Annotated in this window: 27 protein-coding genes and 2 tRNA genes; 20 read left to right on the forward strand and 9 right to left on the reverse strand. The window is 70.3% G+C overall.

Annotated elements, in window-relative coordinates; genetic code table 11:
- The first annotated feature begins 21 nt into the window (after positions 1 to 21).
- Positions 22 to 98, forward strand: a tRNA-Met gene (locus ACE3UN_RS15935).
- 64 nt (positions 99 to 162) lie between these two features.
- On the opposite strand, the gene ACE3UN_RS15940 is transcribed toward ACE3UN_RS15935, so the two are convergent.
- Positions 163 to 1,071: a hypothetical protein gene (locus ACE3UN_RS15940; protein ID WP_374675961.1), complete on the reverse strand. Its 909-nt coding sequence runs from the start codon at positions 1,069 to 1,071 to the stop codon at positions 163 to 165.
- A gap of 101 nt (positions 1,072 to 1,172) precedes the next feature.
- Positions 1,173 to 1,919 carry a siderophore-interacting protein gene (locus ACE3UN_RS15945; protein ID WP_374675962.1) on the reverse strand — a complete coding sequence of 249 codons (747 nt, stop codon included), beginning with the start codon at positions 1,917 to 1,919 and terminating at the stop codon, positions 1,173 to 1,175.
- A 237-nt stretch (positions 1,920 to 2,156) separates the two neighbouring features.
- On the opposite strand from ACE3UN_RS15945, the gene ACE3UN_RS15950 reads away from it, so the two are divergent.
- Together ACE3UN_RS15950 and miaB are read left to right on the forward strand one after the other, a co-directional pair.
- Positions 2,157 to 2,564 carry a hypothetical protein gene (locus ACE3UN_RS15950; RefSeq protein ID WP_374675963.1) on the forward strand — a complete coding sequence of 136 codons (408 nt, stop codon included), beginning with the start codon at positions 2,157 to 2,159 and terminating at the stop codon, positions 2,562 to 2,564.
- Positions 2,565 to 2,595: 31 nt separating this feature from the next.
- Positions 2,596 to 3,945: a tRNA (N6-isopentenyl adenosine(37)-C2)-methylthiotransferase MiaB gene (gene miaB, locus ACE3UN_RS15955; protein WP_374675964.1), complete on the forward strand. Its 1,350-nt coding sequence runs from the start codon at positions 2,596 to 2,598 to the stop codon at positions 3,943 to 3,945.
- Positions 3,946 to 3,964: 19 nt separating this feature from the next.
- On the opposite strand, the gene ACE3UN_RS15960 is transcribed toward miaB, so the two are convergent.
- Positions 3,965 to 4,243, reverse strand: coding sequence for a hypothetical protein (locus tag ACE3UN_RS15960; RefSeq protein ID WP_374675965.1), 279 nt, complete (start codon positions 4,241 to 4,243; stop codon positions 3,965 to 3,967).
- A 116-nt stretch (positions 4,244 to 4,359) separates the two neighbouring features.
- Between ACE3UN_RS15960 and hemA the strand changes: the two genes are divergently transcribed.
- The 6 genes from hemA to ACE3UN_RS15990 all read left to right on the forward strand — a co-directional run bounded on the left by hemA (position 4,360) and on the right by ACE3UN_RS15990 (position 9,446).
- Positions 4,360 to 5,676, forward strand: coding sequence for a glutamyl-tRNA reductase (hemA, locus tag ACE3UN_RS15965; RefSeq protein ID WP_374675966.1), 1,317 nt, complete (start codon positions 4,360 to 4,362; stop codon positions 5,674 to 5,676).
- 104 nt (positions 5,677 to 5,780) lie between these two features.
- Positions 5,781 to 6,869 (forward strand): peptide chain release factor 1, encoded by a 1,089-nt coding sequence (gene prfA, locus ACE3UN_RS15970; RefSeq protein WP_374675967.1) that lies wholly within the window; start codon positions 5,781 to 5,783, stop codon positions 6,867 to 6,869.
- Positions 6,866 to 7,699, forward strand: coding sequence for a peptide chain release factor N(5)-glutamine methyltransferase (gene prmC, locus ACE3UN_RS15975; RefSeq protein ID WP_374675968.1), 834 nt, complete (start codon positions 6,866 to 6,868; stop codon positions 7,697 to 7,699). The genes prfA and prmC overlap by 4 nt, the downstream gene beginning before the upstream one ends.
- Positions 7,700 to 7,843: 144 nt before the next feature.
- Positions 7,844 to 8,440, forward strand: a complete 597-nt coding sequence (locus tag ACE3UN_RS15980; protein ID WP_374675969.1) for a hypothetical protein — start codon at positions 7,844 to 7,846, stop codon at positions 8,438 to 8,440.
- Between the two features lie 108 nt (positions 8,441 to 8,548).
- On the forward strand, positions 8,549 to 8,860 hold the full coding sequence (grxD, locus tag ACE3UN_RS15985) for a Grx4 family monothiol glutaredoxin (RefSeq protein ID WP_374675970.1): 312 nt from the start codon (positions 8,549 to 8,551) through the stop codon (positions 8,858 to 8,860).
- A 7-nt stretch (positions 8,861 to 8,867) separates the two neighbouring features.
- Positions 8,868 to 9,446 carry a UbiX family flavin prenyltransferase gene (locus ACE3UN_RS15990; RefSeq protein WP_374675971.1) on the forward strand — a complete coding sequence of 193 codons (579 nt, stop codon included), beginning with the start codon at positions 8,868 to 8,870 and terminating at the stop codon, positions 9,444 to 9,446.
- A gap of 12 nt (positions 9,447 to 9,458) precedes the next feature.
- Here ACE3UN_RS15990 and ACE3UN_RS15995 read toward each other — a convergent pair whose 3' ends face one another.
- Together ACE3UN_RS15995 and ACE3UN_RS16000 are read right to left on the reverse strand one after the other, a co-directional pair.
- Positions 9,459 to 10,115: a lytic transglycosylase domain-containing protein gene (locus ACE3UN_RS15995; RefSeq protein ID WP_374675972.1), complete on the reverse strand. Its 657-nt coding sequence runs from the start codon at positions 10,113 to 10,115 to the stop codon at positions 9,459 to 9,461.
- Complete coding sequence (locus tag ACE3UN_RS16000) at positions 10,112 to 11,857, reverse strand: proline--tRNA ligase (protein ID WP_374675973.1); 1,746 nt, start codon at positions 11,855 to 11,857, stop codon at positions 10,112 to 10,114. Before ACE3UN_RS16000 ends, ACE3UN_RS15995 begins: the two co-directional genes overlap by 4 nt.
- A 102-nt stretch (positions 11,858 to 11,959) precedes the next feature.
- On the opposite strand from ACE3UN_RS16000, the gene ACE3UN_RS16005 reads away from it, so the two are divergent.
- Entirely contained in the window at positions 11,960 to 12,574 is a 615-nt protein-coding gene (locus ACE3UN_RS16005; protein ID WP_374675974.1) for an RNA pyrophosphohydrolase, read from the forward strand.
- 31 nt (positions 12,575 to 12,605) lie between these two features.
- On the opposite strand, the gene proB is transcribed toward ACE3UN_RS16005, so the two are convergent.
- The 4 genes from proB to rplU form a co-directional block, all read right to left on the reverse strand.
- Entirely contained in the window at positions 12,606 to 13,733 is a 1,128-nt protein-coding gene (proB, locus tag ACE3UN_RS16010) for a glutamate 5-kinase (RefSeq protein ID WP_374675975.1), read from the reverse strand.
- A complete protein-coding gene (cgtA, locus tag ACE3UN_RS16015) occupies positions 13,730 to 14,842 on the reverse strand; it encodes an Obg family GTPase CgtA (protein WP_374675976.1) in 1,113 nt (370 codons plus the stop codon). The genes proB and cgtA overlap by 4 nt, the downstream gene beginning before the upstream one ends.
- 125 nt (positions 14,843 to 14,967) lie before the next feature.
- Complete coding sequence (gene rpmA, locus ACE3UN_RS16020) at positions 14,968 to 15,231, reverse strand: 50S ribosomal protein L27 (RefSeq protein WP_374675977.1); 264 nt, start codon at positions 15,229 to 15,231, stop codon at positions 14,968 to 14,970.
- Between the two features lie 30 nt (positions 15,232 to 15,261).
- On the reverse strand, positions 15,262 to 15,573 hold the full coding sequence (rplU, locus tag ACE3UN_RS16025; RefSeq protein WP_374675978.1) for a 50S ribosomal protein L21: 312 nt from the start codon (positions 15,571 to 15,573) through the stop codon (positions 15,262 to 15,264).
- 187 nt (positions 15,574 to 15,760) lie between these two features.
- Between rplU and ispB the strand changes: the two genes are divergently transcribed.
- The 10 genes from ispB to ACE3UN_RS16075 all read left to right on the forward strand — a co-directional run.
- Complete coding sequence (gene ispB, locus ACE3UN_RS16030) at positions 15,761 to 16,750, forward strand: octaprenyl diphosphate synthase (RefSeq protein ID WP_374675979.1); 990 nt, start codon at positions 15,761 to 15,763, stop codon at positions 16,748 to 16,750.
- A 22-nt stretch (positions 16,751 to 16,772) separates the two neighbouring features.
- A tRNA-Pro gene (locus ACE3UN_RS16035) sits at positions 16,773 to 16,849 on the forward strand.
- 239 nt (positions 16,850 to 17,088) lie between these two features.
- A complete protein-coding gene (pilB, locus tag ACE3UN_RS16040) occupies positions 17,089 to 18,807 on the forward strand; it encodes a type IV-A pilus assembly ATPase PilB (protein ID WP_374675980.1) in 1,719 nt (572 codons plus the stop codon).
- Positions 18,808 to 18,885: 78 nt separating this feature from the next.
- Entirely contained in the window at positions 18,886 to 20,106 is a 1,221-nt protein-coding gene (locus ACE3UN_RS16045) for a type II secretion system F family protein (protein ID WP_374675981.1), read from the forward strand.
- Between the two features lies 1 nt (position 20,107).
- The gene (locus tag ACE3UN_RS16050; RefSeq protein ID WP_374675982.1) at positions 20,108 to 21,043 is read left to right on the forward strand and encodes an A24 family peptidase; all 936 of its coding nucleotides are present in this window, start codon (positions 20,108 to 20,110) and stop codon (positions 21,041 to 21,043) included.
- Positions 21,040 to 21,663: a dephospho-CoA kinase gene (gene coaE, locus ACE3UN_RS16055; RefSeq protein ID WP_374675983.1), complete on the forward strand. Its 624-nt coding sequence runs from the start codon at positions 21,040 to 21,042 to the stop codon at positions 21,661 to 21,663. The genes ACE3UN_RS16050 and coaE overlap by 4 nt, the downstream gene beginning before the upstream one ends.
- A gap of 36 nt (positions 21,664 to 21,699) precedes the next feature.
- On the forward strand, positions 21,700 to 22,455 hold the full coding sequence (zapD, locus tag ACE3UN_RS16060; RefSeq protein ID WP_374675984.1) for a cell division protein ZapD: 756 nt from the start codon (positions 21,700 to 21,702) through the stop codon (positions 22,453 to 22,455).
- Entirely contained in the window at positions 22,446 to 22,670 is a 225-nt protein-coding gene (locus ACE3UN_RS16065) for a DNA gyrase inhibitor YacG (protein ID WP_374675985.1), read from the forward strand. The genes zapD and ACE3UN_RS16065 overlap by 10 nt, the downstream gene beginning before the upstream one ends.
- A gap of 233 nt (positions 22,671 to 22,903) precedes the next feature.
- Positions 22,904 to 23,194 carry a co-chaperone GroES gene (gene groES, locus ACE3UN_RS16070; RefSeq protein ID WP_324153026.1) on the forward strand — a complete coding sequence of 97 codons (291 nt, stop codon included), beginning with the start codon at positions 22,904 to 22,906 and terminating at the stop codon, positions 23,192 to 23,194.
- A gap of 50 nt (positions 23,195 to 23,244) precedes the next feature.
- The coding region (locus tag ACE3UN_RS16075; RefSeq protein WP_374675986.1) for a TCP-1/cpn60 chaperonin family protein at positions 23,245 to 23,574 on the forward strand (330 nt) is incomplete at its 3' end.

Below are 23,574 nucleotides of genomic sequence, written 5' to 3' on the forward strand. Positions count from 1 at the left end.
CTATATAATGGAAGGCTACGTGGCGCTTTAGCTCAGTCGGTTAGAGCGACGGAATCATAATCCGCAGGTCCGGGGTTCGAATCCCTGAAGCGCCACCAAGAATCTCTGAGAAACGTTCCAAAGGCCTCGCCCACCGGCGAGGCCTTTGTCTTTTCAGGGCGCTCACTGCAGCGGTGGCGGGTCGGCGGGCGCAGGCTGCGCCGGGGCCAGGCCGTAGCCCGCCGCCAGGGCGGCTTCCCAGGCATCGCCGAGCAGGCGGTAGCCCTGGCGGCTGGGGTGGATCTCGTTGTGCCAGTGGGCGGTGGCGCCGGTGTCCTGCGTGTCGGCCGGCCACAGACGCCCGTGGGTGTCCACCACGTGCAGCGAGCCATCGGACACGGCGGCGGCCATGTCCTTCAGCAAGGTGCCCAGGCGGCCCAGCAGCACCGCCGCCACGGCCCGCCATTCGGTCACGGGCACGCCAAAGCGCGCCAGGCTGGGCGCGAGCCAGGGGCCCTGCCCGGCGCCAGCCGGCGCCCAGCGCGGCGTCGCCAGGTCGTAGGTGTGCAACCACAGCGGCACGCCGCGGTTGGTGGGCAGGCGGTCGCGCTGGTGCAGCAGTTCGTCCACCACCGCCCGCAGGTGCGTGGCGAAAGTCGCCCATCCTTCCTCGCTCAGGTAGCGCGCCGGGCCGTCGCTCAGCGGGCCCCATTCGTCGGCGCGCCGCAGCAGTCGCCGGCTGCGCGGCGCCGACGGCGGGGCGCCCGTGGCCTCGATGAGGTCGTTGCCCCCTCCCGACACCAGCACGCCGGCCCACGGCCGCCGCTTCGCGCCATTGAGCAGCCGCAGGAACGCCTGCTGCCGCGTCGTGTCGGTCATGCGCCGCAGCTGCAGCCCGGGGGAGGCGCAGTTCACCGCGCAGGACATCACCGGCAAGGTGATCTTCTCGAACAGGTTGCTGGTGAGCCAGGGGGGAAAGGCGCCCACCGAGAACCAGGAGTCCCCCTGGGCGAGGAACTGCAGCGCGAAGGTGTCGAGCGGCGCGGCACCGTCGTCCACCTCCTGCGCGGAGAACAGCTTCATGTCGTGCATGGGCCACCTCGTGTGAGCGCGGCACGCGCGCCGCGTGGCCCCATTGCATGCCGGTGCGGCGGTGGTGTCCAGCCCCCGGGCTCAGCACAGGCCAGGGGTGCTCAGCCGGGCGCGGGCTGCGCCTGCGGGTCGGCGTCCGCACTGGCGCCGTGCTTCCAGTACGCCGCCGCGCGGATGGCGCGCTTGTCATGGCCCTTGTCGTCCACGAGGATGCGCCGCAACGCCGCCATCAGCCCGCCCTCGCCGGCGGCCCACACGTAGCCCTCGCCGGGCGGCAGGGCGAAGCCACCCGCCACGTCGAGCACGGCGGCGGCGTCGGCCAGCCACTGCACCTGGGCCTGGCATGCCACCGCCGGCAGCCGGCGATCGGCCGGATCGGCCACCTGCAGCCACACATGCACCTGGGCGTCGGCGGGCAGCTCCTCCAGGCGGCGGGAGATGGCGGGCAGGGCCGTCTCGTCGCCCACCATCAGGTGCCAGGCGTAGTCGGTGGGAATGAGGAAGGAACCGCGCGGGCCGGCCACGCGCAGCGTCTGGCCGGGGGCTGCCTGCGCCGCCCACGCCGCGGCGGGCCCGTCGCCATGCAGGACGAACTCCAGCGTCAGCTCGCCCGCTTCGGGATCGAAGCGGCGCGGCGTGTAGTCGCGGCGGGCGGGCTCGCCGCCGGGCGTGTCGACGAACACCTTCAGGTGGTCGTCGAAGGAGGGGCTGTGGAAGTCCCCCAGCGACTCGCCGCCCAGCACGACCGCCACGAAGTGGGGGCTGGGCCGCTCCACGCGGCGCACGACGAGGTCGCGGAACTTGAGGTCGTGGCGCACGCGCTGCACGCGGCCGAGGATGCTGCTCATGGGGCACGGCGCCTGCGCGCCGCGGCAAACGATGAAGCGGCCATGATGCGTGACGCCTGCCTCGCCCCGCAAGCCGGCGTGCGCAAGGCCCGGACGCGCGCCCGGTCGTCCGGTGGCCCGCCACCTACAATCCGGGCCTTGTCGCCCGGTGGCCCGGCCCCGCCCGCCACCGACTCCCTCCACAGCCCCTGGGTCTACACCATGCACCGCTGTGCCGCGGCTCAGCCCGCCCCGCGCATGCCCCGCCGCCACTTTCTCGCTGCCGGCCTGGCCACTGCCGCCACGCTGGCCATCTGGGCGGTGGCGCCTGGCGCCATCGCGCAGCCGCTGGTGCGGCGCTTCCCGCGCCACGCCCTGCGCGGCGAGCTGGTCTTCGGCGCCTTCCCCGAGGTGCTGCTGAACGGCCAGCCGGCCCGCCTGGCGCCCGGCGCGCGGGTGCACGACGCCGCCAACCGCATCGCCATGCCCGGCGCGGTCGCGGGCGGTCGTTTCCTGGTGCACTACACGGTCAACAGCATGGGCCTGCTCCAGGACGTCTGGATCCTGCGGCCCGACGAGGCCGCGCGCCAGCCCTGGCCGCGCACGCCGACCGAGGCCGCCACCTGGTTCTTCGACGAACTGGCCCAGGTGTGGATCAAGCCCTGACCCGCGGGCGGGGCACCGAAAGCACACCACCATGACGACCGCGACCAAGAAGGTCTACATCCGCACCTTCGGGTGCCAGATGAACGAGTACGACTCGGACAAGATGGCCGACGTGCTGCGCGCCGCCGAGGGCTACGAGCCCACGGACGACGTGGAGCAGGCCGACCTGGTGCTCTACAACACCTGCAGCGTGCGCGAGAAGGCCGCGGAGAAGGTCTTTTCCGACCTCGGTCGCATCAAGCACCTGAAGAAGAAGGGCGTGCTGATCGGCGTGGGCGGCTGCGTCGCCAGCCAGGAGGGTGCCGCCATCATCGAGCGGGCGCCCTACGTGGACCTGGTCTTCGGCCCGCAGACGCTGCACCGCCTGCCGCAGATGATCGAGCAGCGCCAGGCCCAGCGCCGGCCGCAGGTGGACATCAGCTTCCCCGAGATCGAGAAGTTCGACCACCTGCCGCCTGCGCGGGTGGAGGGCGCCTCCGCCTTCGTGTCCATCATGGAAGGCTGCTCCAAGTACTGCACCTACTGCGTGGTGCCCTACACCCGTGGCGAGGAGGTGTCCCGCCCCTTCGACGACGTGCTCACCGAGGTGGCCGGCCTGGCCGACCAGGGCGTCAAGGAGATCACGCTGCTGGGCCAGAACGTGAACGCCTACCGCGGCGCCATGGGCGACACGGCGGAGATCGCGGATTTCGCCCTGCTGCTGGAGTACGTGGCCGAGATCCCCGGCATCGAGCGCATCCGCTACACCACCAGCCACCCGAACGAGTTCACCCAGCGCCTGGTCGACGCCTACGGGCGCATCCCCCAGCTGGTGAGCCACCTGCACCTGCCGGTGCAGCACGGCTCCGACCGCATCCTGATGGCGATGAAACGCGGCTACACCGTGCTCGAGTACAAGAGCACGATCCGCAAGCTGCGCGCGGTGCGCCCGGGCATCAGCCTGAGCTCCGACTTCATCGTGGGCTTCCCTGGCGAAACCGAGGACGACCACGCGCGGACCATGAAGCTCATCGACGACATCGGCTTCGATGCGTCCTTCAGTTTCATCTACAGCCCGCGGCCGGGCACGCCCGCCGCGGCGCTGGCCGACGACACGCCGCACGAGGCCAAGCTGGCGCGGCTGCAGGCCTTGCAGGCCAAGCTCGAGGACAACGTGCGCCGCTACAGCGCCGCCCTGGTGGGCACGCGCCAGCGCATCCTGGTGGAAGGCCCGTCGCGCAAGAACGCCGCCGAGCTGATGGGCCGGACCGAGTGCAACCGCATCGTCAACTTCGCCGGCAGCCCCCGACTGGTGGGGCAGATGGTGGACGTGACCGTGACCGAGGCGTTGCCGCACTCGCTGCGCGGAGAAGTGGTGACGCGGGACACGGCGCCCGCCTGAGGTCCGCCCCGCCGCCTGCTCAGGCGATGCGGCGCGGGCCGTGCCACCACAGCACGCCGGCCGTGGCGGCCACCAGCAGGCCGTAGGTGGCCATCTTGCCGTCGCGGCCGAAGACCACCAGCCCGACCGCCAGCGCCAGCGCCCCGGCGCCCGTCGCCCACCGCGCCAGCCGCCAGTAGGGCACCGCCTTCAGCGCCCTCCACCAGGCCAGCTTGGCCAGGCCAGCCGCGAGCAGGCCCACCCCCACGGCGGGCGCGAAGAAGTTCAGCAGGTGCCACAACGCGTCGAGCGGGCCCATGGTGCCAGGGAACAAGGGGAAGACGGGGCCCGCGGCTTGATGCACCTCAAGGGCACGGTGCGGCCGCTTCGGCCCCACCCCCGCGGACAAGGGGGTCGAATTTTATAATCGCCGCCATGAGTGTCATTGCGCTCGGGCTCAACCACCACACCGCGCCGCTGGACCTGCGCGGCCGGTTCGCCTTTCCGCCCGATCAGCTGCCCCCGGCGCTGCGCGCGCTGCAGGGCCAGTGGCACCGCAGCACGCCCGAAGCGGCCATCCTGTCCACCTGCAACCGCACCGAGCTGTACGTCGCCGGCATGCCGGGGGCGGGCCGCGAGCTGGTGCGACCGGCCATCGACTGGCTGGCCGGCCAGGGCGGCGTCGACGGCAGCACCCTGATGCAGCACACCTATGTGCTGGAAGGCCGCGAGGCCGCGCGGCACGCCTTCCGCGTGGCCTCCGGCCTGGATTCCATGGTGCTGGGCGAGCCGCAGATCCTCGGCCAGATGAAGGAGGCCGTGCGCGGCGCCGATGCGGCCGGCACGCTGGGCACCACCTTGCACCAGCTGTTCCAGCGCTCGTTCTCGGTGGCCAAGGAAGTGCGCAGCTCCACCGAGATCGGCGCGCATTCCATCAGCATGGCCGCGGCGGCGGTGCGCCTGGCCTCGCAGATCTTCGAGGACCTGCGCGAGACGCGGGTGCTGTTCGTCGGCGCCGGCGAGATGATCGAACTGGTCGCCACCCACTTTGCCGCCCGCGAGCCGCGCCAGATGGCGGTGGCCAACCGCACGCTGGAGCGTGGCGAGAAGCTGGCGGCCCGCTTTGGCGCCCAGGCGCTGCGCCTGGCCGACCTGCCGGCGCGGCTGCACGAGTTCGACGCGGTGATCTCGTGCACGGCCAGCACCCTGCCCATCATCGGCCTGGGCGCCGTGGAGCGGGCCCTCAAGGCCCGCCGCCGCCGCCCGATGTTCATGGTGGACCTCGCCGTGCCACGCGACATCGAACCCGAGGTCTCCCGCCTGTCCGACGTCTACCTCTACACCGTGGACGACCTCACCGAGGTGGTGCAGACGGCCGGCGAGAAGCGCCAGGCCGCCGTCGCCCAGGCCGAGGCCATCATCGACGCCGGGGTGCAGAACTTCGCCCACTGGCTGGACCAGCGCGCGAGCGTGCCGCTCATCCAGGCCCTGAACCAGCAGGCCGACGAGTGGCGGGCCGCCGAGCTGGCGCGCGCGCGCAAGCTGCTGGCCCGCGGGGACGATGTGGACGCCGTGCTGGACGCGCTGTCGCGTGCGCTCACCCAGAAGATGATGCACGGCGCCCTGGCCGAGCTGCGCGCCGCGGAAGGCGAATCGCGGCAGGCGACGGCCGAATGGGTCTCGCGACTGTTCCTGCGCCAGGCCACCCGCAGCCCGGTGGCGGACGCCCCGTCCGCCGGCGACAAGCTCTAGCGACGCTGGCCCGTGTCCGTGCCGCGCGCCTGACGCGGCCCGAGGCCGTCCGCCCCCCGCCGGCGGTGTGCCTGCCCTGCCCCGTCGCCCATCCCGCCGCGCCCATGAAAGACTCGCTTCGCCAGCAGCTCCACCGCCTCGCCATGCGCCTGGACGAGCTGGACGCCAACCTGGCCGACCCGCAGGTGACCGCCGACATGGCGCGCTACCGCAGCCTGGCGCGCGAGCAGGCCGAGGCAGCCCAGGTGGTGGGGCTGCTGCGCCGCTTCGAACAGCGTGAGCGCGACCTGGCCACCGCCCAGGAGATGCTGGACGACCCGGACATGGCCGAGATGGCGCGGGAGGAGCTCGCCGGGGCGCAGGAGGAACTGGCGCAGCTGCATGCGGCCCTGCAGACCGCCCTGCTGCCACGCGACCCCGACGACCACCGGGCGGCGTTCATCGAGATCCGCGCGGGGACCGGCGGCGAGGAGTCGGCCCTGTTCGCGGCCGACCTCGCCCGCATGTACCTGCGCTACGCCGAGCGCCAGGGCTGGCGCACCGAGGTGATGAGCGACAGCCCCTCCGACCTGGGCGGCCACAAGGAGCTGGTCCTGCGCGTGGACGGCGATGGCGTCTACGGCCGCATGAAATTCGAGTCGGGCGGCCACCGCGTGCAGCGGGTCCCGGCCACGGAGTCGCAGGGGCGCATCCACACCAGCGCCTGCACGGTGGCCGTGATGCCGGAACCGGACGCCGCCGAGGAAGTCACGCTGGACCCGTCCGAGCTGCGCATCGACACCTACCGCAGCAGCGGCGCCGGGGGGCAGCACATCAACAAGACCGACAGCGCCGTGCGCATCACCCACCTGCCCACCGGCATCGTGGCGGAGTGCCAGGACGACCGCTCGCAGCACCGCAACAAGGCCAAGGCGATGGCCGTGCTGCAGGCGCGCCTGCGCGACCGCGAGCGCAGCGCCCGCGAGGCGCAGGAGGCCGCCACGCGCAAGGCGCTGGTGGGCTCGGGTGACCGCTCGGACCGCATCCGCACCTACAACTTCCCCCAGGGCCGGTTGACCGACCACCGGATCAACCTCACGCTGTACAAGCTGGGGCAGATCATGGAGGGCGACCTGGACGACGTGGTGGCTGCCCTGCAGGCCCACCGGGCGCAGCAGCAACTGGCCGCGCTGGAAAGCGGGCAGCCGACATGAGCGCCACCGTGGGCCATGCGCTGGCCGCGGCCATCGGCCAGGGCCTGGACCGACTGGATGCCCAGCTGCTGCTGGGGCATGTGCTGGCACGGCCGCGGGCCTGGCTGATCGCACACGACGGCGACCCGCTGCCCGCCGCCTCGGCCGAGGCCTTCGCCCGCCTGTGCGCCCGACGGTCCGCCGGGGAGCCGCTGGCCTACTTGGTGGGCGAACGGGAGTTCCACGGGCTGACGTTGCAGGTGACGCCGGCGGTGCTGGTGCCTCGACCGGATACCGAGACCTTGGTGGATTGGGCGCTGGCGCTGCTGGCTGGCGACCTGGCCGACCGCAGCGCGCCCGCCGTCGTGGACCTCGGCACGGGCAGCGGGGCGATCGCGCTGGCCGTGGCCCACCGTCATCCCGCGGCGCGGGTGGAGGCCGTCGATGCCAGCGCCCCGGCGCTCGCCGTGGCGCGGGCCAACGGCCAGCGCCTGGGGCTGCCGGTGACCTGGCACCACGGCTCCTGGTTCGAGCCGCTGGCGGGCCGCCGCGTGGACCTGGTGCTCAGCAACCCGCCCTACATCGCCGGGGACGACCCCCATCTGGACGCCCTTCGCCACGAGCCGGCCATGGCCCTCACCCCGGGCGGCGACGGCCTGGACAGCCTGCGCTGGCTGGCCGCGCACGCGCCGGCGCACCTGGCTCCCGGCGGCTGGCTGCTGCTGGAGCACGGCTGGGACCAGGCGGACACCGTGGCGACGCTGCTGCACGACGCCGGGTTCGGCGAGGTCCAACACCGGCAGGACCTGGCCGGCCACCGCCGGTGCACGGGCGGTCGCTGGAGCGGCTGACGTCGGACGCGGTATCAGATCGTCCCTTCTTTCTGTAAGAGCCCGCAACACCATTGGGGGGGCGGTGCCATTTCACGCGCGCCGTGGAGGGGCCGGCAGTAGCATGCTTCAACGGCTTTGAACACGAGCCGTCGGGAGCCTGCCATGCGCCGCCAACTTGCTTTGTGGATCCCCCTGTGCACCGTCTGCCTGGCCGTGCCGCTGCAGGCGCGCGCCCATGGGGTCTCGGGCGACGGGCTCAAGGCGGCCGCCGACGCCAGCGAGACCTGGGCCCCCTGGCAGGCGCGGTGGGCATTCAGCGCCCCCGCGCCGCTGGCCACTTCGTGGTCCTCGGCCACGCTGGCCAGCAGCCCCGCGCTGCTGGCGGGCGACCGCTACCTCGGCTGGGGGCGCCTGGGGTCCAGCGGTGGCCTGCGCGCCACCGGCGCGTTGCTGGTCGGCGCCTCGGCCCTCTCGCTGGCCTCACCGGCCGGTGCGACCCCCGGCGAGATGCTGTGGCGCCCCACGGCGGGCGCCACCGACGCCGAAGGTGGCGCCATGCCCTACCTGGGCATGGGCTACAGCGCCTGGTGGGCGCGCACGGGTCTGGGCGTGTCGGCCGATCTCGGCGTGGCAGCCACCCGGCCGAATGAGGCAGTCCGTTTCGGCCGCGTGATGTCCGGCAGCGAGGGCCTGGACGACATGTTCCGGGCGATGCAGCTCTCGCCGGTGCTCCAGGTCAACCTTTCGTACGCGTTCTGAGGCTGGCCGCAGGGCCAAGGCCACGGCGCGGGCCGAAGGCCCCGCCTTTGGTCTATAAAGCCGACTTCGGGCCATGAGGCCCGCGAACGCATTTCTCGAAAGCATTCCATGAGCGACGTCCAGCAGCGCATCGACCAGATCGTCAAGGGCCACAAGGTGGTCCTCTTCATGAAGGGCACGGCGCAGTTCCCCATGTGCGGCTTCTCCGGCCGCGCCGTCCAGGTGCTCAAGGCCTGCGGCGTGAACGACCTCGCCACCGTCAACGTGCTCGACGACGAGGCCATTCGCCAGGGCATCAAGGAATACGCCAACTGGCCGACGATTCCGCAGCTCTACGTCAACGGCGAGTTCGTCGGCGGCTCGGACATCATGATGGAGATGTACCAGTCGGGCGAACTGCAGCAGATGTTGACCGCCTGAACCGGCCGTGCCCGGCTCCAGCGCACCTGCGCGCATCGTCGTCGGCGTCACCGGCGCGTCGGGTGCCGTCTATGCGGTGCGCCTGCTCGAGCGCTTGCGCGCGCTCGGTGCGTACACGCACCTCGTGGCCACGCCGGCCGGGGTGCTCAATGTGCACCATGAGCTGGGCCTCGATCGCCACCAACTGGAGGCCCTGGCCTCCGAGAGCCATGCCGCCGGCGACGTGGGCGCCTGCATCGCCAGCGGCAGCCACCGCGTGGACGCGATGGTGGTGGCGCCCTGCACCATGAAGTCCCTGGCGGCCATCGCGCACGGCTTCGGCGACAACCTGCTCACGCGCGCGGCCGACGTCACCCTGAAGGAGCGCCGGCGGCTGGTGCTGATGGTGCGGGAGACCCCGTTCAACCTGGCCCACCTGCGCAACATGACGGCCGTCACCGAGATGGGCGCCGTCGTCTTTCCGCCGCTGCCGGCGTTCTACCACCGCCCCCAGTCGGTGGACGCCCTGGTGGACGACACGGTGGAGCGGGTGATCGAACTGCTCGGTGTGGCCGATGCCGCGCCGCGCCGCTGGGCCGGCCTGTAGGCCCGAGGGGGCTCAGGTCTGCCCCGGCATCAGCCACTGGCGCCGTGCGCCCATCACGGCATTGGGGTACTCGGCACGGCCGCGGCTGCCGTTGTAGCGGCCCAGCGCCATGAACAGGTCCCCACGCTCGCGCTCCAGGTAGTGGCGCAGGATGACGCAGCCGAATCGCAGGTTCGTCTGCATGTGGAACAGGCGCGATGCGTCGCCGTCGCCGATCACCCGGGCCCAGAAAGGCATCACCTGCATGTAGCCGCGCGCGCCGGCCACGCTGATCGCGTATTTGCGAAAGCCGCTTTCCACCTGGACCAGCCCCAGCACGAGCGCGGGCTCCAGGCTGGCCCGCTTGCTTTCGTACCAGAGCGTCTCCAGGAACTCGATGCGCGTCTGCCGCTCTGACTTTCGCTTCTTGAGCCGGTCGCTCATCTCGCCCAGCCAACGCAGGTAGGCGATGCGGTCCTCGATCCTGTCGAAGCGCGGCTGGGGCGGGGCGCTGTTGGCGATCGACGCCGACAGGGCGGTGCGCACCGCGTCGGCCAGCGGCTCCTCGGCCTGCCGGCCGGCCAGGGCCAGGCCCGGCCACCCCGCGAGCGGCCCGGCCGCCACGCCGGCGGCCGCCGCGCGCAGCCACGCGCGGCGGTGCGGGCAGGCGGGCGCGGGCGCGGCGCTCACTGGCCGAGACGCGCCCGCACGTCGGCCACCACGCCGGCCACCGCCACCTTGGCGGCCTCGGCCTCGCGCCGCCCCTGTACCTCCAGGGCGCCTTCCTTCAGCGCCCGGTCGGACAGCACCACCCGCACCGGCACACCGATCAGCTCCCAGTCGGCGAACATCGCGCCCGGCCGCTCGCCCCGGTCGTCCAGGAGGACGTCCACGCCCGCCGCGAGCAGCTCGGCGTACAGCGCATCGGCGGCCGTCTTCACGTCCGCCGAGCGGTCGTAGCCGATGGGGCACAGCACGCAGGCAAAGGGCGCGATGGCCGGCGGCCAGATGATGCCGCGGCCGTCGTGGTTCTGCTCGATGGCCGCGCCCAGGATGCGCGTGACGCCGATGCCGTAGCAGCCCATCTGGAAGGGCTGCGGCTTGCCGGTCTCGTCCAGGAAGTTCGCCCCCATCGCCAGGGAATACTTGGTCCCGAGGTAGAAGACGTGGCCCACCTCGATGCCGCGCTGGATGGCCAGCGTGCCCTTGCCGTCGGGCGAGGGATCACCCGCCACCACGTTGCGGATGTCGGCCACCAGGTCCGGCTCGGGCAGGTCGCGGCCCCAGTTGGCACCGGTGTAGTGGTAATCGACCTCGTTGGCCCCGCAGACGAAGTCGGCCATGTGGGCCACCGTGCGGTCGGCCACCACCTTCACCGGCTTCTTCATGCCGATGGGGCCCAGGTAGCCCGGCTTGCAGCCGAAGTGCTCCTCGATCTCGGCCACGGTGGCGAAGCGCCAGCCCACCTTCAGCCCGGGCAGCTTGCCGGTCTTCACCTCGTTGAGGTCGTGGTCGCCGCGCACGAGCAGCAGCCACACCGTCGTCTTCACGATGTCGCCGGCCTCGTTCTTCTCGTCGGTGGCCAGCACCAGCGATTTCACCGTCTGCTGCAGCGGCAGGCCCAGCAGCGTGGCCACATCGGCGCAGGTGCTCTTGCCCGGCGTGGGCGTCTTGGCGAGCGGCTGCGAGGCCGCGCCGCGCCCGGCCAGCAAGGGCAGCGCCTCGGCCAGCTCGATGTTGGCGGCGTAGTCGCTGGTGGGGCAGTAGACCAGTGCATCCTCGCCGGTCTCGGCGATCACCTGGAACTCGTGCGAGGCGTCGCCGCCGATGCTGCCGGTGTCGGCCGCCACGGCGCGGTACTGCAAGCCGAAGCGGTCGAAGATGCGCTTGTAGGCATCGAACATCACCTGGTAGCTCTTGAGCGCCCCGGCCTGGTCCCGGTCGAAGGAGTAGGCGTCCTTCATGGTGAACTCACGGCCGCGCATCACGCCGAAGCGCGGGCGGCGCTCGTCGCGGAACTTGGTCTGGATGTGATAGAAGTTCTTCGGCAGCTGCTTGTAGCTGCGCAGCTCCTGGCGCGCGATGTCGGTGACGACCTCCTCGCTGGTGGGCTGGATCACGAAATCACGCTCGTGCCGGTCCTTCACCCGCAGCAGCTCGGGGCCGTAGGCCTGGAAGCGGCCCGACTCCTGCCACAGCTCGGCCGGCTGCACCACCGGCATCAGCAGTTCCACGGCGCCGGCCCGGTTCATCTCCTCGCGGATGATGCCCTCCACCTTGCGGATGACCCGCAGGCCCATGGGCATGTAGTTGTAGATGCCGGCCCCGAGCCGCTTGATCATGCCGGCACGCATCATCAGCTGGTGGCTGACCACCTCGGCGTCGGCGGGCGCTTCCTTGAGCGTGGAGATGAAGAACTGGCTGGCTTTCATGGGTGATGAGGGCGCCCGGCGCACGCTCAGTGAAAGCGAGGGCCTGCGCCGCCCATGCTGCCGGTGCTATATTGATTTCAGTTCAGAAATTGGGGTTTGATTATGCTCGACCGTGAAGGCTACAGGCCGAACGTCGGCATCATCCTGCTCAACTCCCGCAACCAGGTCTTCTGGGGCAAGCGCCTGCGCACCCACTCCTGGCAGTTCCCGCAAGGGGGCATCAAATACGGTGAATCGCCTGAGCAGGCGATGTTTCGCGAGTTGCACGAGGAAGTGGGGCTGCTGCCCGAGCACGTGCAGATCCTCGCCCGCACGCGCGACTGGCTGCGCTACGAGGTGCCCGACCACTTCATCCGCAAGGATGCGCGCGGCCACTACAAGGGCCAGAAGCAGATCTGGTTCCTGCTCAAGCTCATGGGCCGCGACAGCGACATGAACCTGCGCGCCACCGACCACCCGGAGTTCGACGCCTGGCGATGGAACGACTACTGGGTGCCGCTGGACGTCGTGATCGAGTTCAAGCGCGGTGTCTACCAGCTGGCACTGACCGAACTCGCCCGCTTCCTGCCCAAGGGCCACCACCACAACCGCTACCTGCGCAGCGGCATGCGGCCTCACGGACGCGAGGGGGAGCGGCGACGCCCCGGTGAGCCCGGCAACGGCACGCCCGCGCTGCCGCCCGGCGCCATGCCCGGCGATCCGCCCGACGCAGTCTGAGCCGCGCCGCCGATCGCGCCGATCGGCCGGCTCAGCTCAGCACCAGGTTGTCGCGGTGGATGAGCTCCGGCTCGCTCTCGTAGCCCAGCAGCCCGCCGATCTGTGACGAGGGCTTGCGGGCGATGAGGCGGGCCTCTGCACTGGAGTAGTTCGCCAGGCCGCGCGCCACCTCGGCGCCGGCCAGGCTGCGCACGGCGATCACGTCGCCGCGGTGGAAATCGCCTTCCACGTCGACCACGCCGATGGGCAGCAGGCTCTTGCCTTCGTCGCGCAGCTTGATCACCGCGCCGTCGTCCACCCGCACCGCACCGCGCAGCTGGAGGTGGTCCGCCATCCATTGCTTGCGCGCGGCCACCTTGGGCATGCGCGCCAGCAACGCGGTGCCGATGCGCTCGCCAGCGGCCAGCCGCAGCAGCACGTCCGGCTCGCGGCCCCAGGCGATCACGGTGCTCGCGCCGCTGCGAGCGGCACGCTTGGCGGCGAGGATCTTGGTGATCATGCCGCCACGCCCGATCGACGTGCCAGCCCCCCCGGCCATGGCTTCGAGCGCCGGGTCCCCGGCCTGCGCCACGTCCACGAACACCGCGGCCGGGTCCCGTCGCGGGTCCGCCGAGTACAGGCCGCGCTGGTCGGTGAGGATCACCAGCGCATCGGCTTCCACGAGGTTGGCCACCAGGGCGCCCAGCGTGTCGTTGTCGCCGAACTTGATCTCGTCGTTGACGACCGTGTCGTTCTCGTTGATGACCGGGATGACCTTCAGCCCCAGCAGCGTGAGCAGCGTGGAGCGCGCGTTCAGGTAACGCTCGCGGTCAGCGAGGTCGGCATGGGTCAGCAGCACCTGCGCGCTGCCCACGCCGTGCTCCGAGAGCTTGCGCTCGTACATCTGTGCCAGGCCCATCTGGCCCACCGCGGCCGCGGCCTGCAGCTCGGGCAGCTCCTTCGGTCGCGTCGTCCAGCCCAGGCGCTTCATGCCCTCCGCAATCGCCCCGGACGACACCATCACCACCTCGCGCCCCTGCGCCGCCAGCGCCGCCAGCTGGCGGCACCAGTGGCCGATGGCCTCGGCGTCCACGCCCCGGCCCTCGTTCGTGACCAGGCTGGAGCCCACCTTCACCACGATGCGGCGTGCCGCCGCGAGAGGCCCCGGCCCGGTGGTCATCGACCGTCCTCCTCGTCGGGGGCGGGCCGGCTGAAGCGGGGGTCGGGCGTGTCCTCGTCGCGGTCGAAGCGCGGATCGGGCTCGGGCGCCGGCGGGCGGCTCTCGCGGGCCACGTGGTCCCAGATGGCGTGGATCAGCGGCTCCAGGCCCTCGCGCGCCAGCGCGGAGATCTGGAACACCGGGCCCTTCCACTTGTAGCGCTTGACGAAGTCCTTGACCCGCTTCTCGCGCTCTTCGGCCGGCACCATGTCCAGCTTGTTCAGCACCAGCCAGCGCGGCTTGTCGTACAGGGTCTCGTCGTACTTGCGCAGTTCCTGCACGATGGCCTTGGCCTGCTGCACCGGGTCGACACCGTCGTCGAAGGGCGCCAGGTCCACCACGTGCAGCAGCAGCCGCGTGCGCTGCAGGTGGCGCAGGAACTGGTGCCCCAGGCCGGCGCCCTCCGAGGCGCCCTCGATCAGCCCGGGGATGTCGGCCACGACGAAGCTCTTCTCCGGCCCCACACGCACCACGCCCAGGTTGGGATGGAGGGTGGTGAAGGGGTAGTCGGCGATCTTGGGCCGCGCATTGGACACGGCGGTGATGAGCGTCGACTTGCCGGCGTTGGGCATGCCCAGCAGGCCCACGTCGGCCAGCACACGCAACTCCAGACGCACCTTGAACGCCTCGCCGGGCCATCCGGGCGTCTTCTGGCGCGGCGCGCGGTTCGTGCTGCTCTTGAAATGGAGGTTGCCGAAGCCGCCGTCACCGCCCTTGGCGATGAGCACCGGCACGTCCGGCTCGATCAGTTCGGCCAGCACGCGGCCGGTGTCGACGTCCGTGATGATGGTGCCCACCGGCATGCGCAGCGTGATGTCGGGGCCGGCGGCGCCGAAGCAATCGGAGCCGCGGCCCGCCTCGCCGTTCTTCGCTTCATGGCGGCGGGCGTAGCGGTAGTCGATCAGCGTGTTGAGGTTGCGGTCGGCCACCGCCCACACGCTGCCGCCCCGGCCGCCGTCTCCGCCGTCCGGCCCGCCGAACGGAATGAACTTCTCCCGCCGGAAGCTCGCGCAGCCGGCCCCGCCGTGGCCGGCGGCGATGTCGATGGTGGCCTCGTCTACGAACTTCATGGTGCAGGAATGGTAGCCGCGGGGCAGCGCCGCCAGGGCGGCCCACAAACGGCAAAGCCCCGGCAGGCCGGGGCTTCGGTCATCGGGCGCGGCCGGTGAGGGCCGCGCGACGGATGCTGGAGCCCTTACTGGGCCAGCGGGGTGACGCTCACCGTGTGGCGGTTCTGGGCGCCCTTGACCTGGAAGGTCACGGTGCCGTCGACCAGCGCGAACAGCGAGTGGTCACGGCCCATGCCGACATTGGTGCCGGCGTGGAACTTGGTGCCGCGCTGGCGGACGATGATCGAGCCGGCCGGGATGACCTGGCCGCCGAACACCTTCACGCCGAGCATCTTCGGCTGGGAGTCACGGCCGTTCCGGGTGGAACCGCCGCCCTTTTTCTGTGCCATGGTGGTGCAACTCCTGCGCTAGCGGCCGAATCAGCCGTTGACCGCGCTGATTTCCAGCTCGGTGTAGTTCTGGCGGTGGCCGCCGTGCTTCTGGTAGTGCTTGCGGCGACGCATCTTGAAGATGCGCACCTTGTCGTGGCGGCCGTGCGAGACGACCTTTGCCTGGACCGTGGCGCCGCTCACCAGGGGGGCCCCGACCTTCAGCTCCGCGCCGTTGCCGACGGCGAGCACCTGGTCGATGACGATCTCCTGGCCAACGTCCGCAGCAATCTGTTCTACCTTGATCTTTTCGCCAGCAGCAACCTTGTATTGCTTGCCACCGGTTTTTATGACCGCGTACATGTGTGCCTCTCGAATGACTCGAGTTGGGATAGCTCCGCCCGGCCCATTCCGGACGAAGCCGAAGATTCTAGCAGATTCCGCCCAGGAGCATGGGGGTCTCCCATCGACGGCGGCCGTGACCGGGTGCACGGCCACGCGCTTCCTATAATCGTCCGCTTTGCCCAGCCTCGCCCTGACGCCTCCTGCCATGCCCACCCTGGATTCGCCGACGACGGCTTCGCCCGTGCAGGATCTCATGGCCGACGGCATGTCGCGGGTCGACGCGGTGATCCGCGACCGCCTGTCGTCCGAAGTGGCGCTCATCGAGCAGATCTCGCACTACATCATCGGTGCGGGTGGCAAGCGCATCCGCCCGCGGCTCGTCCTGCTGTTCGCCCAGGCGCTGGGACACGAAGGACCGGAGCCCTACGAGCTGGCGGCGATCGTGGAGTTCATCCATACGGCCACGCTGCTGCATGACGACGTGGTGGACGAGTCCTCGCTGCGCCGCGGTCGCGCGACTGCCAACGCCATGTTCGGCAATGCCGCCAGCGTGCTGGTCGGCGACTTCCTCTATTCGCGCGCCTTCCAGATGATGGTGTCGCTCGACCGCATGCGCGTGCTGGAGGTGCTGGCCGACGCGACCAACGTCATCGCGGAGGGCGAGGTGCTGCAGCTGATGAACATGCACGACCCGGACATCACCGTGCCGGCGTACCTCCAGGTCATCCGCTACAAGACCGCCAAGCTGTTCGAGGCCAGCGCCCGCCTGGGCGCCGTGATCGCCGGCGCCTCGTCGGAGGTGGAGTCGGCATGCGCCGACTACGGCCGAGCGCTGGGCACGGCGTTCCAGCTCGTGGACGACCTGCTCGATTACGAGGGCGACACGCAGGCGCTGGGCAAGAACGTGGGCGACGACCTGCGCGAGGGCAAGCCCACCCTGCCGCTGCTGGTGGCGATGGAGCGCGGCACCCCGCAGGACCGCGAGCTCATCCGCCACGCCATCGAGCACGGCGAGGTGGAGCGCCTGCCCGACATCATCGGCATCGTGCGCCGCACGGGCGCGCTGGAAGCCACGCGGGAGGCCGCACGCACGGAGGCCAACGTGGCACGCGAGCGACTTTTTGCGTTGCCGCCGTCGGCGGCCCGAGAAGCTCTGCTAGAATTATGTGCTCGGTCGGTTGAGCGCTCCGCATAGCGCAGCCCAACAACAAGACCATCGGGGTGTAGCTTAGCCTGGTAGAGCGCTACGTTCGGGACGTAGAGGCCGGAGGTTCGAATCCTCTCACCCCGACCAGATCCTGGCCACGTGCCACCGAAGAAGCCGCCCTCGAGGCGGCTTTTTTCATCGCCACGATGCGCCGAACCGTGAAAACCTTGTCTCACGGTGGACACGAAGCGTGACGAGGTGTTCACTCCACCGGATCGCCACCCCCCACCGCGTTTACATTTGACTCGGCCATCGGCGATGATCGCCGATCGGGGTCCATCCGTGCTGCGCCAGCCGGGGCTCCGCCTCCAACCGATGCCTTCTTCGTGGATACGCTGACCGAAGCCCCCTCTTCCGCCCTGTCCGGCGTGGCCCGCGTGCTGGTGCACGGGGGCAAGCTGAAGGTGCAGCGTGCGGAGGAACTGGCCGCCGCCGCCCGGGAGAAGCGCACCAGCTTCGTCGCCGCGCTGATGGAAGCCGGCGACCTGACGCCTTCGGCGCTGGCCCACAGCCTGGCCACGGCGCTGGCCGTGCCGCTGCTTGACCTGGACGCCGTGGATGCGCAGCGCCTGCCGCGCAGCATCCTGGACGCCAAGCTCATCGGCCAGTACCGGGTGCTGCCGCTGTCCAAGCGGGGCAGCCGCCTGTTCCTGGCCTGCGCCGACCCGACCGACCAGGAAGCCACCGAGCGCATCAAGTTCGCCACGCAGCTGGCACCCGAGTGGGTGCTGGTCGAGCATGACAAGCTCAGCCGCCTCATCGACGCCCAGGCGGCCCCCGCCGCCCAAGCGCTGGAGGCAATCTCGGGCGGCGAGTTCGACTTCGAGGTGGCCGAGGACGATACCGGCCAGTCCGCCCCGGCCGAAGTGGTCAGCGAGGTGGAAGACGCGCCGGTGGTGCGCTTCCTCCAGAAGATGCTGATCGACGCGATCAACATGCGCGCGTCCGACCTGCACTTCGAGCCCTACGAGTTCAACTACCGCGTGCGCTTCCGCGTCGACGGCGAGCTGCGCGAGATCACCCAGCCGCCCATCGCCATCAAGGACAAGCTGGCGTCGCGCATCAAGGTGATCTCGCGGCTGGACATCTCCGAGAAGCGCGTTCCGCAGGACGGGCGCATGAAGCTGCGCTTCGGCAACCGCTCGGTGGACTTCCGGGTCAGCACCCTGCCCACGCTGTTCGGCGAGAAGATCGTGATCCGTATCCTCGATTCCTCCAGCGCCAAGCTGGGCATCGAGGCGCTGGGCTACGAGCCCATGGAGAAGGATCGGCTGATGGCCGCCATCCACCGGCCGTACGGCATGGTGCTGGTCACCGGTCCCACGGGCTCGGGCAAGACGGTGTCGCTCTACACCTGCCTGAACATCCTGAATCAACCCGGCGTGAACATCTCCACCGTGGAGGATCCAGCGGAAATCAACCTGCCGGGCATCAACCAGGTCAACGTCAACGACAAGGCCGGTCTTACTTTCGCGTCGGCGCTCAAGGCCTTCCTGCGCCAGGATCCCGACGTGATCATGGTGGGCGAGATCCGCGACCTCGAAACGGCCGACATCGCCATCAAGGCGGCACAGACCGGGCACCTGGTGATGAGCACCCTGCACACCAACGATGCACCGTCCACCCTCACGCGGCTGCTCAACATGGGCGTCGCGCCGTTCAACATCGCGTCCAGCGTGCTGCTGATCACCGCGCAGCGCCTGGTGCGCCGCCTCTGCGACAACTGCAAGCAGCCGGCCGACTACCCCCGGCCCGCGCTGCTCAAGGCGGGCTACGCCGAATCCGACCTCGACGGCAGCTGGACGCCGTTCCGGGCCGTGGGCTGCGGCAGCTGCAACAACGGCTACAAAGGCCGCGTCGGTATCTACCAGGTGATGCCGGTCACGGAGGCGATCCAGCGCATCATCCTCGCCCTCGGCTCCGCGATCGACATCGCGACGCAGGCCCAGAAGGAGGGCGTGCGCGACCTGCGCCAATCCGGCCTGCTCAAGGTGCGGCTGGGCGTGACCTCGCTCGAGGAAGTGATCGCCGCGACCAACGAATAAGCGGGGATGCGTCGGCCCGCCAGGGCTGCATGCATCGCCACACACGATACCGATCTTCAGGCACCGACCGGAGGCGCCATGGCAACTGCAGCAGCCGCAAAAGACGTCAAAGAGTTCATCTTCGAATGGGAGGGCAAGGACCGCAACGGCAAGGTCGTCCGTGGCGAAGTCCGCTCCGGCGGCGAAGCCGCCGTCAGTGCCAGCCTGCGCCGCCAGGGCGTCATGGTCACCAAGATCAAGAAGCGGCGTTCCGGTGGCGGCAAGGCCATCAAGGCGAAGGACATCGCCGTCTTCACGCGCCAGCTCGCCACCATGATGAAGGCCGGGGTGCCGCTGCTGCAGGCCTTCGACATCGTCGGCCGGGGCAGCCCGAATCCGCGGCTGACGCGACTGCTGATGGACATCCGCTCCGACGTGGAGACCGGCACCAACCTCTCGTCCGCCTTCCGCCGCCATCCACAGTACTTCGACGCGCTGTACTGCAATCTCGTGGAAGCCGGCGAGGCCGGCGGCATCCTGGAGGAACTGCTCACGCGCCTGGCGCACTACCAGGAGAAGACGCTCGCCATCAAGCAAAAGGTCAAGTCCGCGATGATCTACCCCATCTCGGTGATGGTGGTGGCCTTCGTGGTGGTCACGGTGATCATGATCTTCGTGATCCCCTCGTTCAAGGACGTTTTCAAGTCCTTCGGCGCCGAGCTGCCCACCCCGACGCTCGTGGTCATGGCCATGAGCGAGGTCTTCGTGTCTTACTGGTGGCTGATCTTCGGCGTCATCTTCGGCGGCGGCTACACCTTCTTGCAGACCTGGAAGCGCTCCGAGAAGGTGCAGTTCGCGATGGACCGCTTCCTGCTGCGCCTGCCCGTCTTCGGCGAGCTCATCCGCAAGTCCATCATCGCGCGCTGGACCCGCACCCTGTCCACCATGTTTGCGGCCGGCGTGCCGCTGGTGGAGGCGCTGGACTCGGTGGGCGGCACCGCTGGCAACTCCGTCTACGCGCTGGCCACCCAGCAGATCCAGCGCGACGTGGCCACCGGCACGGCACTCACCACGTCGATGACGCAGACAGGCGTGTTCCCCAACATGGTCCTGCAGATGGCGGCCATCGGCGAGGAGTCCGGCGCCCTGGACGACATGCTCTCGCGCGCCGCCGACTTCTACGAGGAAGAGGTGGACGAGATGGTCAAGGGGCTGTCCACCCTGCTCGAGCCCATCATCATCGTTTTCCTGGGCGGCCTGATCGGCGGCATCGTGGTGTCCATGTACCTGCCGATCTTCAAGCTCGGCCAGGTGGTCTGACGTGCTGGGCGGGCAGGCGGCGGCCACATGGTGGCTCTCGGTTCCCGTGCTGGCCCTGCTGGGGCTGGCCATCGGCAGCTTCCTGAACGTGGTGGTGCACCGGCTGCCGCGCATGATGGAGCGCGACTGGTGGGCCGACGTGGCCCATGCGCTGGGCGACGGTGACTCCTTCCGCCGCACCTTCGACGCGGACGCCCCGCGCGCCCTGGGCGCCAGCGCCGCCGACCTGAACCAGCGTCTCGAGGGCCTCGCGCCATACGGGCTGGCCCGGCCGCGCTCGGCCTGCCCGGCCTGCGGACACGCCATCCGCTGGTTCGAGAACATCCCCGTCGTCAGCTGGGTGGCGCTGCGCGGCCGCTGCTCGGCCTGCCGCACCCCCATCTCGCCGCGCTATCCCCTGCTGGAACTGCTCACCGCCGCCCTGTTCGCCGCGGCGGGCTGGCGTTTCGGCGCGCAGCCGGTCGCCCTGTTGTGGTGTGCAGTGCTGGCGGTGCTGGTGGCCCTGGCGGCCATCGACTGGGACACCACCCTGCTGCCCGACTCACTGACGCTGCCGCTGCTCTGGGCCGGCCTGGTGGCTTCGGCCCTCGGCTGGACGGGCCTGCCGCTCATCGATGCCTTGTGGGGCGTGCTGGCGGGCTACCTGTCGCTGTGGTCGGTGTACTGGCTGTTCAAGAAGGCCACCGGCAAGGAAGGCATGGGCTTCGGCGACTTCAAGCTGCTCGCCGCGCTCGGCGCCTGGCTCGGCTGGCAGGCCATCCTGCCCATCGTGCTGATGGCCTCGGTCATCGGCGCGGCGGTGGGCATCGCCATGAAGGTGTCGGGCAGCCTGCGTGAGGGCCGGTACGTGCCCTTCGGGCCCTTCCTGGCCGGCGGTGGGGTGGTGGTGGTGCTGGCAGGCACGGAGCGCGTGCTGGGGTGGATCGGCCAGCGATGACGGCCTGCGGGCCACTGCGGGCCGGCCTGACCGGTGGCATCGGCAGCGGCAAGAGCACGGTGGCCGCGGCCCTCGCGCGCCGGGGCGCGCTGGTGGTGGACACCGACGCCATTGCACGCGAGCTCACCGCCCCTGGCGGCGCGGCGCTGCCGGCCATCGCGCAGGCCTTCGGCAGCGAGATGATCGATGCGTCCGGCGCGCTCGACCGCGCGCGCATGCGCCAGCAGGTCTTCGCGCAGCCCTCGACCCGGCGCCAACTGGAAGCCATCCTGCATCCGATGATCGGCGAGGAGACGCGCCTGCGCGCTGCGCGCGCCGCCCCCGGCCAGCCGATCGTCTTCGACGTGCCGCTGCTGGTGGAATCGGCCCACTGGCGCCAGCGGGTGGACCGCGTGCTCGTGGTCGATTGCGACGAGGAAGAGCAGGTGGTGCGGGTGATCCGCCGCTCCGGCTGGACGGAGGCCGAGGTGCGGCGCGTGATCGCGCAGCAGGCCACGCGGGTGCAGCGCCGGCAGGTGGCCGACGCCGTCATCGTGAACGGCGCCGGCACGGCACTGGCCGCGCTGGACGACGCCGCACGGCGCCTGTGGTCGCTGTGGTGGCCCGGCGCGGGCGTGTGAAACAATCCACACGCACCCGCCCGAGGACACACCGCTTTGGTTCTATACGAATACCCCTTCAACGAAGGCATTCGCACGATGCTGCGGCTGGAGCACCTGTTTGCCCGGCTGCACACCCTGCTGCCGCGCGACACCGCGGTGGACCATCACTTCGCGCTCGTCACGCTGTTCGAGATCATGGACGTCGCGTCGCGCGCCGACCTGAAGTCGGACCTGCTCAAGGAGCTCGAGCGCCACAAGGCCCAGTTGCAGGGCTTTCGCGGCAACCCGAGCGTGTCCGAGCGCGCGCTGGACGAGATCATCGGGCGCATCGACCTGGCACATGACCGGCTGAACCACCTCGCCGGCAAGGCGGGCCACAGCCTGACGGCCAACGAGTGGCTCATGGGCGTTCGCAGCCGCATCAGCATCCCTGGCGGCACGTGCTCGTTCGACCTGCCGGGCTACTACGCCTGGCAGCAGCTCGCGCCGGAGCAGCGGCGACAGGACCTGGTGCGCTGGGTCGACACGCTGGTGCCGCTGGCCGACGCCCTGCTGCTGCTGCTGAACCTGCTGCGCGACGCAGGCGTGCCGCACCGGGTGGTCGCCCATGGCGGCCAGTACCAGCAGAGCCTGCCTGCCGGACGCACCTACCAGCTGCTGCGCGTGCGCATCGACGACTCGACCGGGCTGGTGCCCGAGATCACCGGCCACCGCCTCATGGTGTCGGTGCGTCTCATGCGGCCCGACGCCGAGGGCCGGCTCAAGCCGGACCACGCGGACACCGCCTTCGACCTCGCCTTGTGCGCCTGACCCGCATGCCCACCCAGGCCGACACCCCACCGGACCCCGTGCCGCCGCCCGCCCGCCAGGTCGCCTGCCCGACCTGCCGGCAGCCGGCCCTCTACGCGCCGGGCAACCCGTTCCGCCCCTTCTGCAGCGCCCGCTGCCAGGGACAGGACTTCGGCGCGTGGGCGACCGAGACCTACCGCGTCGACGCCCCGCCCCCGGTCGACGACCCGGCCTAGCGGGCCTCCCGCCCGGGTGGGCGACACCTTGCCGGCATGTCGGACAGGGCCTTGAAAGTGCGCCCCTCGCTCCTATAATGCGTGTTAGCACTCGACGGGCAGGAGTGCTAACAGCCTGCCCCGGGTGGCCCCGATGCGGCGCGACGCGTTCTGCGCGCGCCCTGGTGAATGAGCACCCACTTTTTTGGAACGCTCTTCTCTTCACTGATTGCCAACGCCTCTAAGGAGATGCAATGAAGCTTCGTCCGTTGCACGATCGCGTGATCGTCAAGCGCCTGGAAAACGAAACCAAGACGGCCTCGGGCATCGTCATCCCCGACAACGCCGCCGAGAAGCCCGACCAGGGTGAAGTTCTGGCCGTGGGCCCGGGCAAGCGCAACGACAAGGGCGACTTCGTGGCCCTGAACGTCAAGGTCGGCGACCGCGTGCTGTTCGGCAAGTACTCGGGCCAGACCGTCAAGGTCGACGGCGAAGAGCTGCTGGTCATGAAGGAAGACGACCTGTTCGCGGTCGTCGAGAAGTGAGCCACCGGCTTACCCAAGCATCCAACGCACACTGAATCCGGAGAACACACATGGCAGCAAAAGACGTCGTTTTCGGCGCTGACGCCCGTCACCGCATGGTCGAGGGCGTGAACATCCTGGCCAACGCGGTCAAGGTCACGCTGGGCCCCAAGGGCCGCAACGTCGTGCTCGAGCGCTCGTTCGGCGCCCCCACCGTCACCAAGGACGGTGTGTCGGTCGCCAAGGAGATCGAGCTCAAGGACAAGCTCCAGAACATGGGCGCCCAAATGGTCAAGGAAGTCGCTTCCAAGACCAGCGACAACGCCGGTGACGGCACCACCACCGCCACCGTGCTGGCCCAGGCCATCGTGCGCGAAGGCATGAAGTACGTGGCCGCCGGC

This window comes from Ideonella sp., from assembly GCF_041918995.1.
Taxonomy (GTDB): domain Bacteria; phylum Pseudomonadota; class Gammaproteobacteria; order Burkholderiales; family Burkholderiaceae_C; genus Ideonella.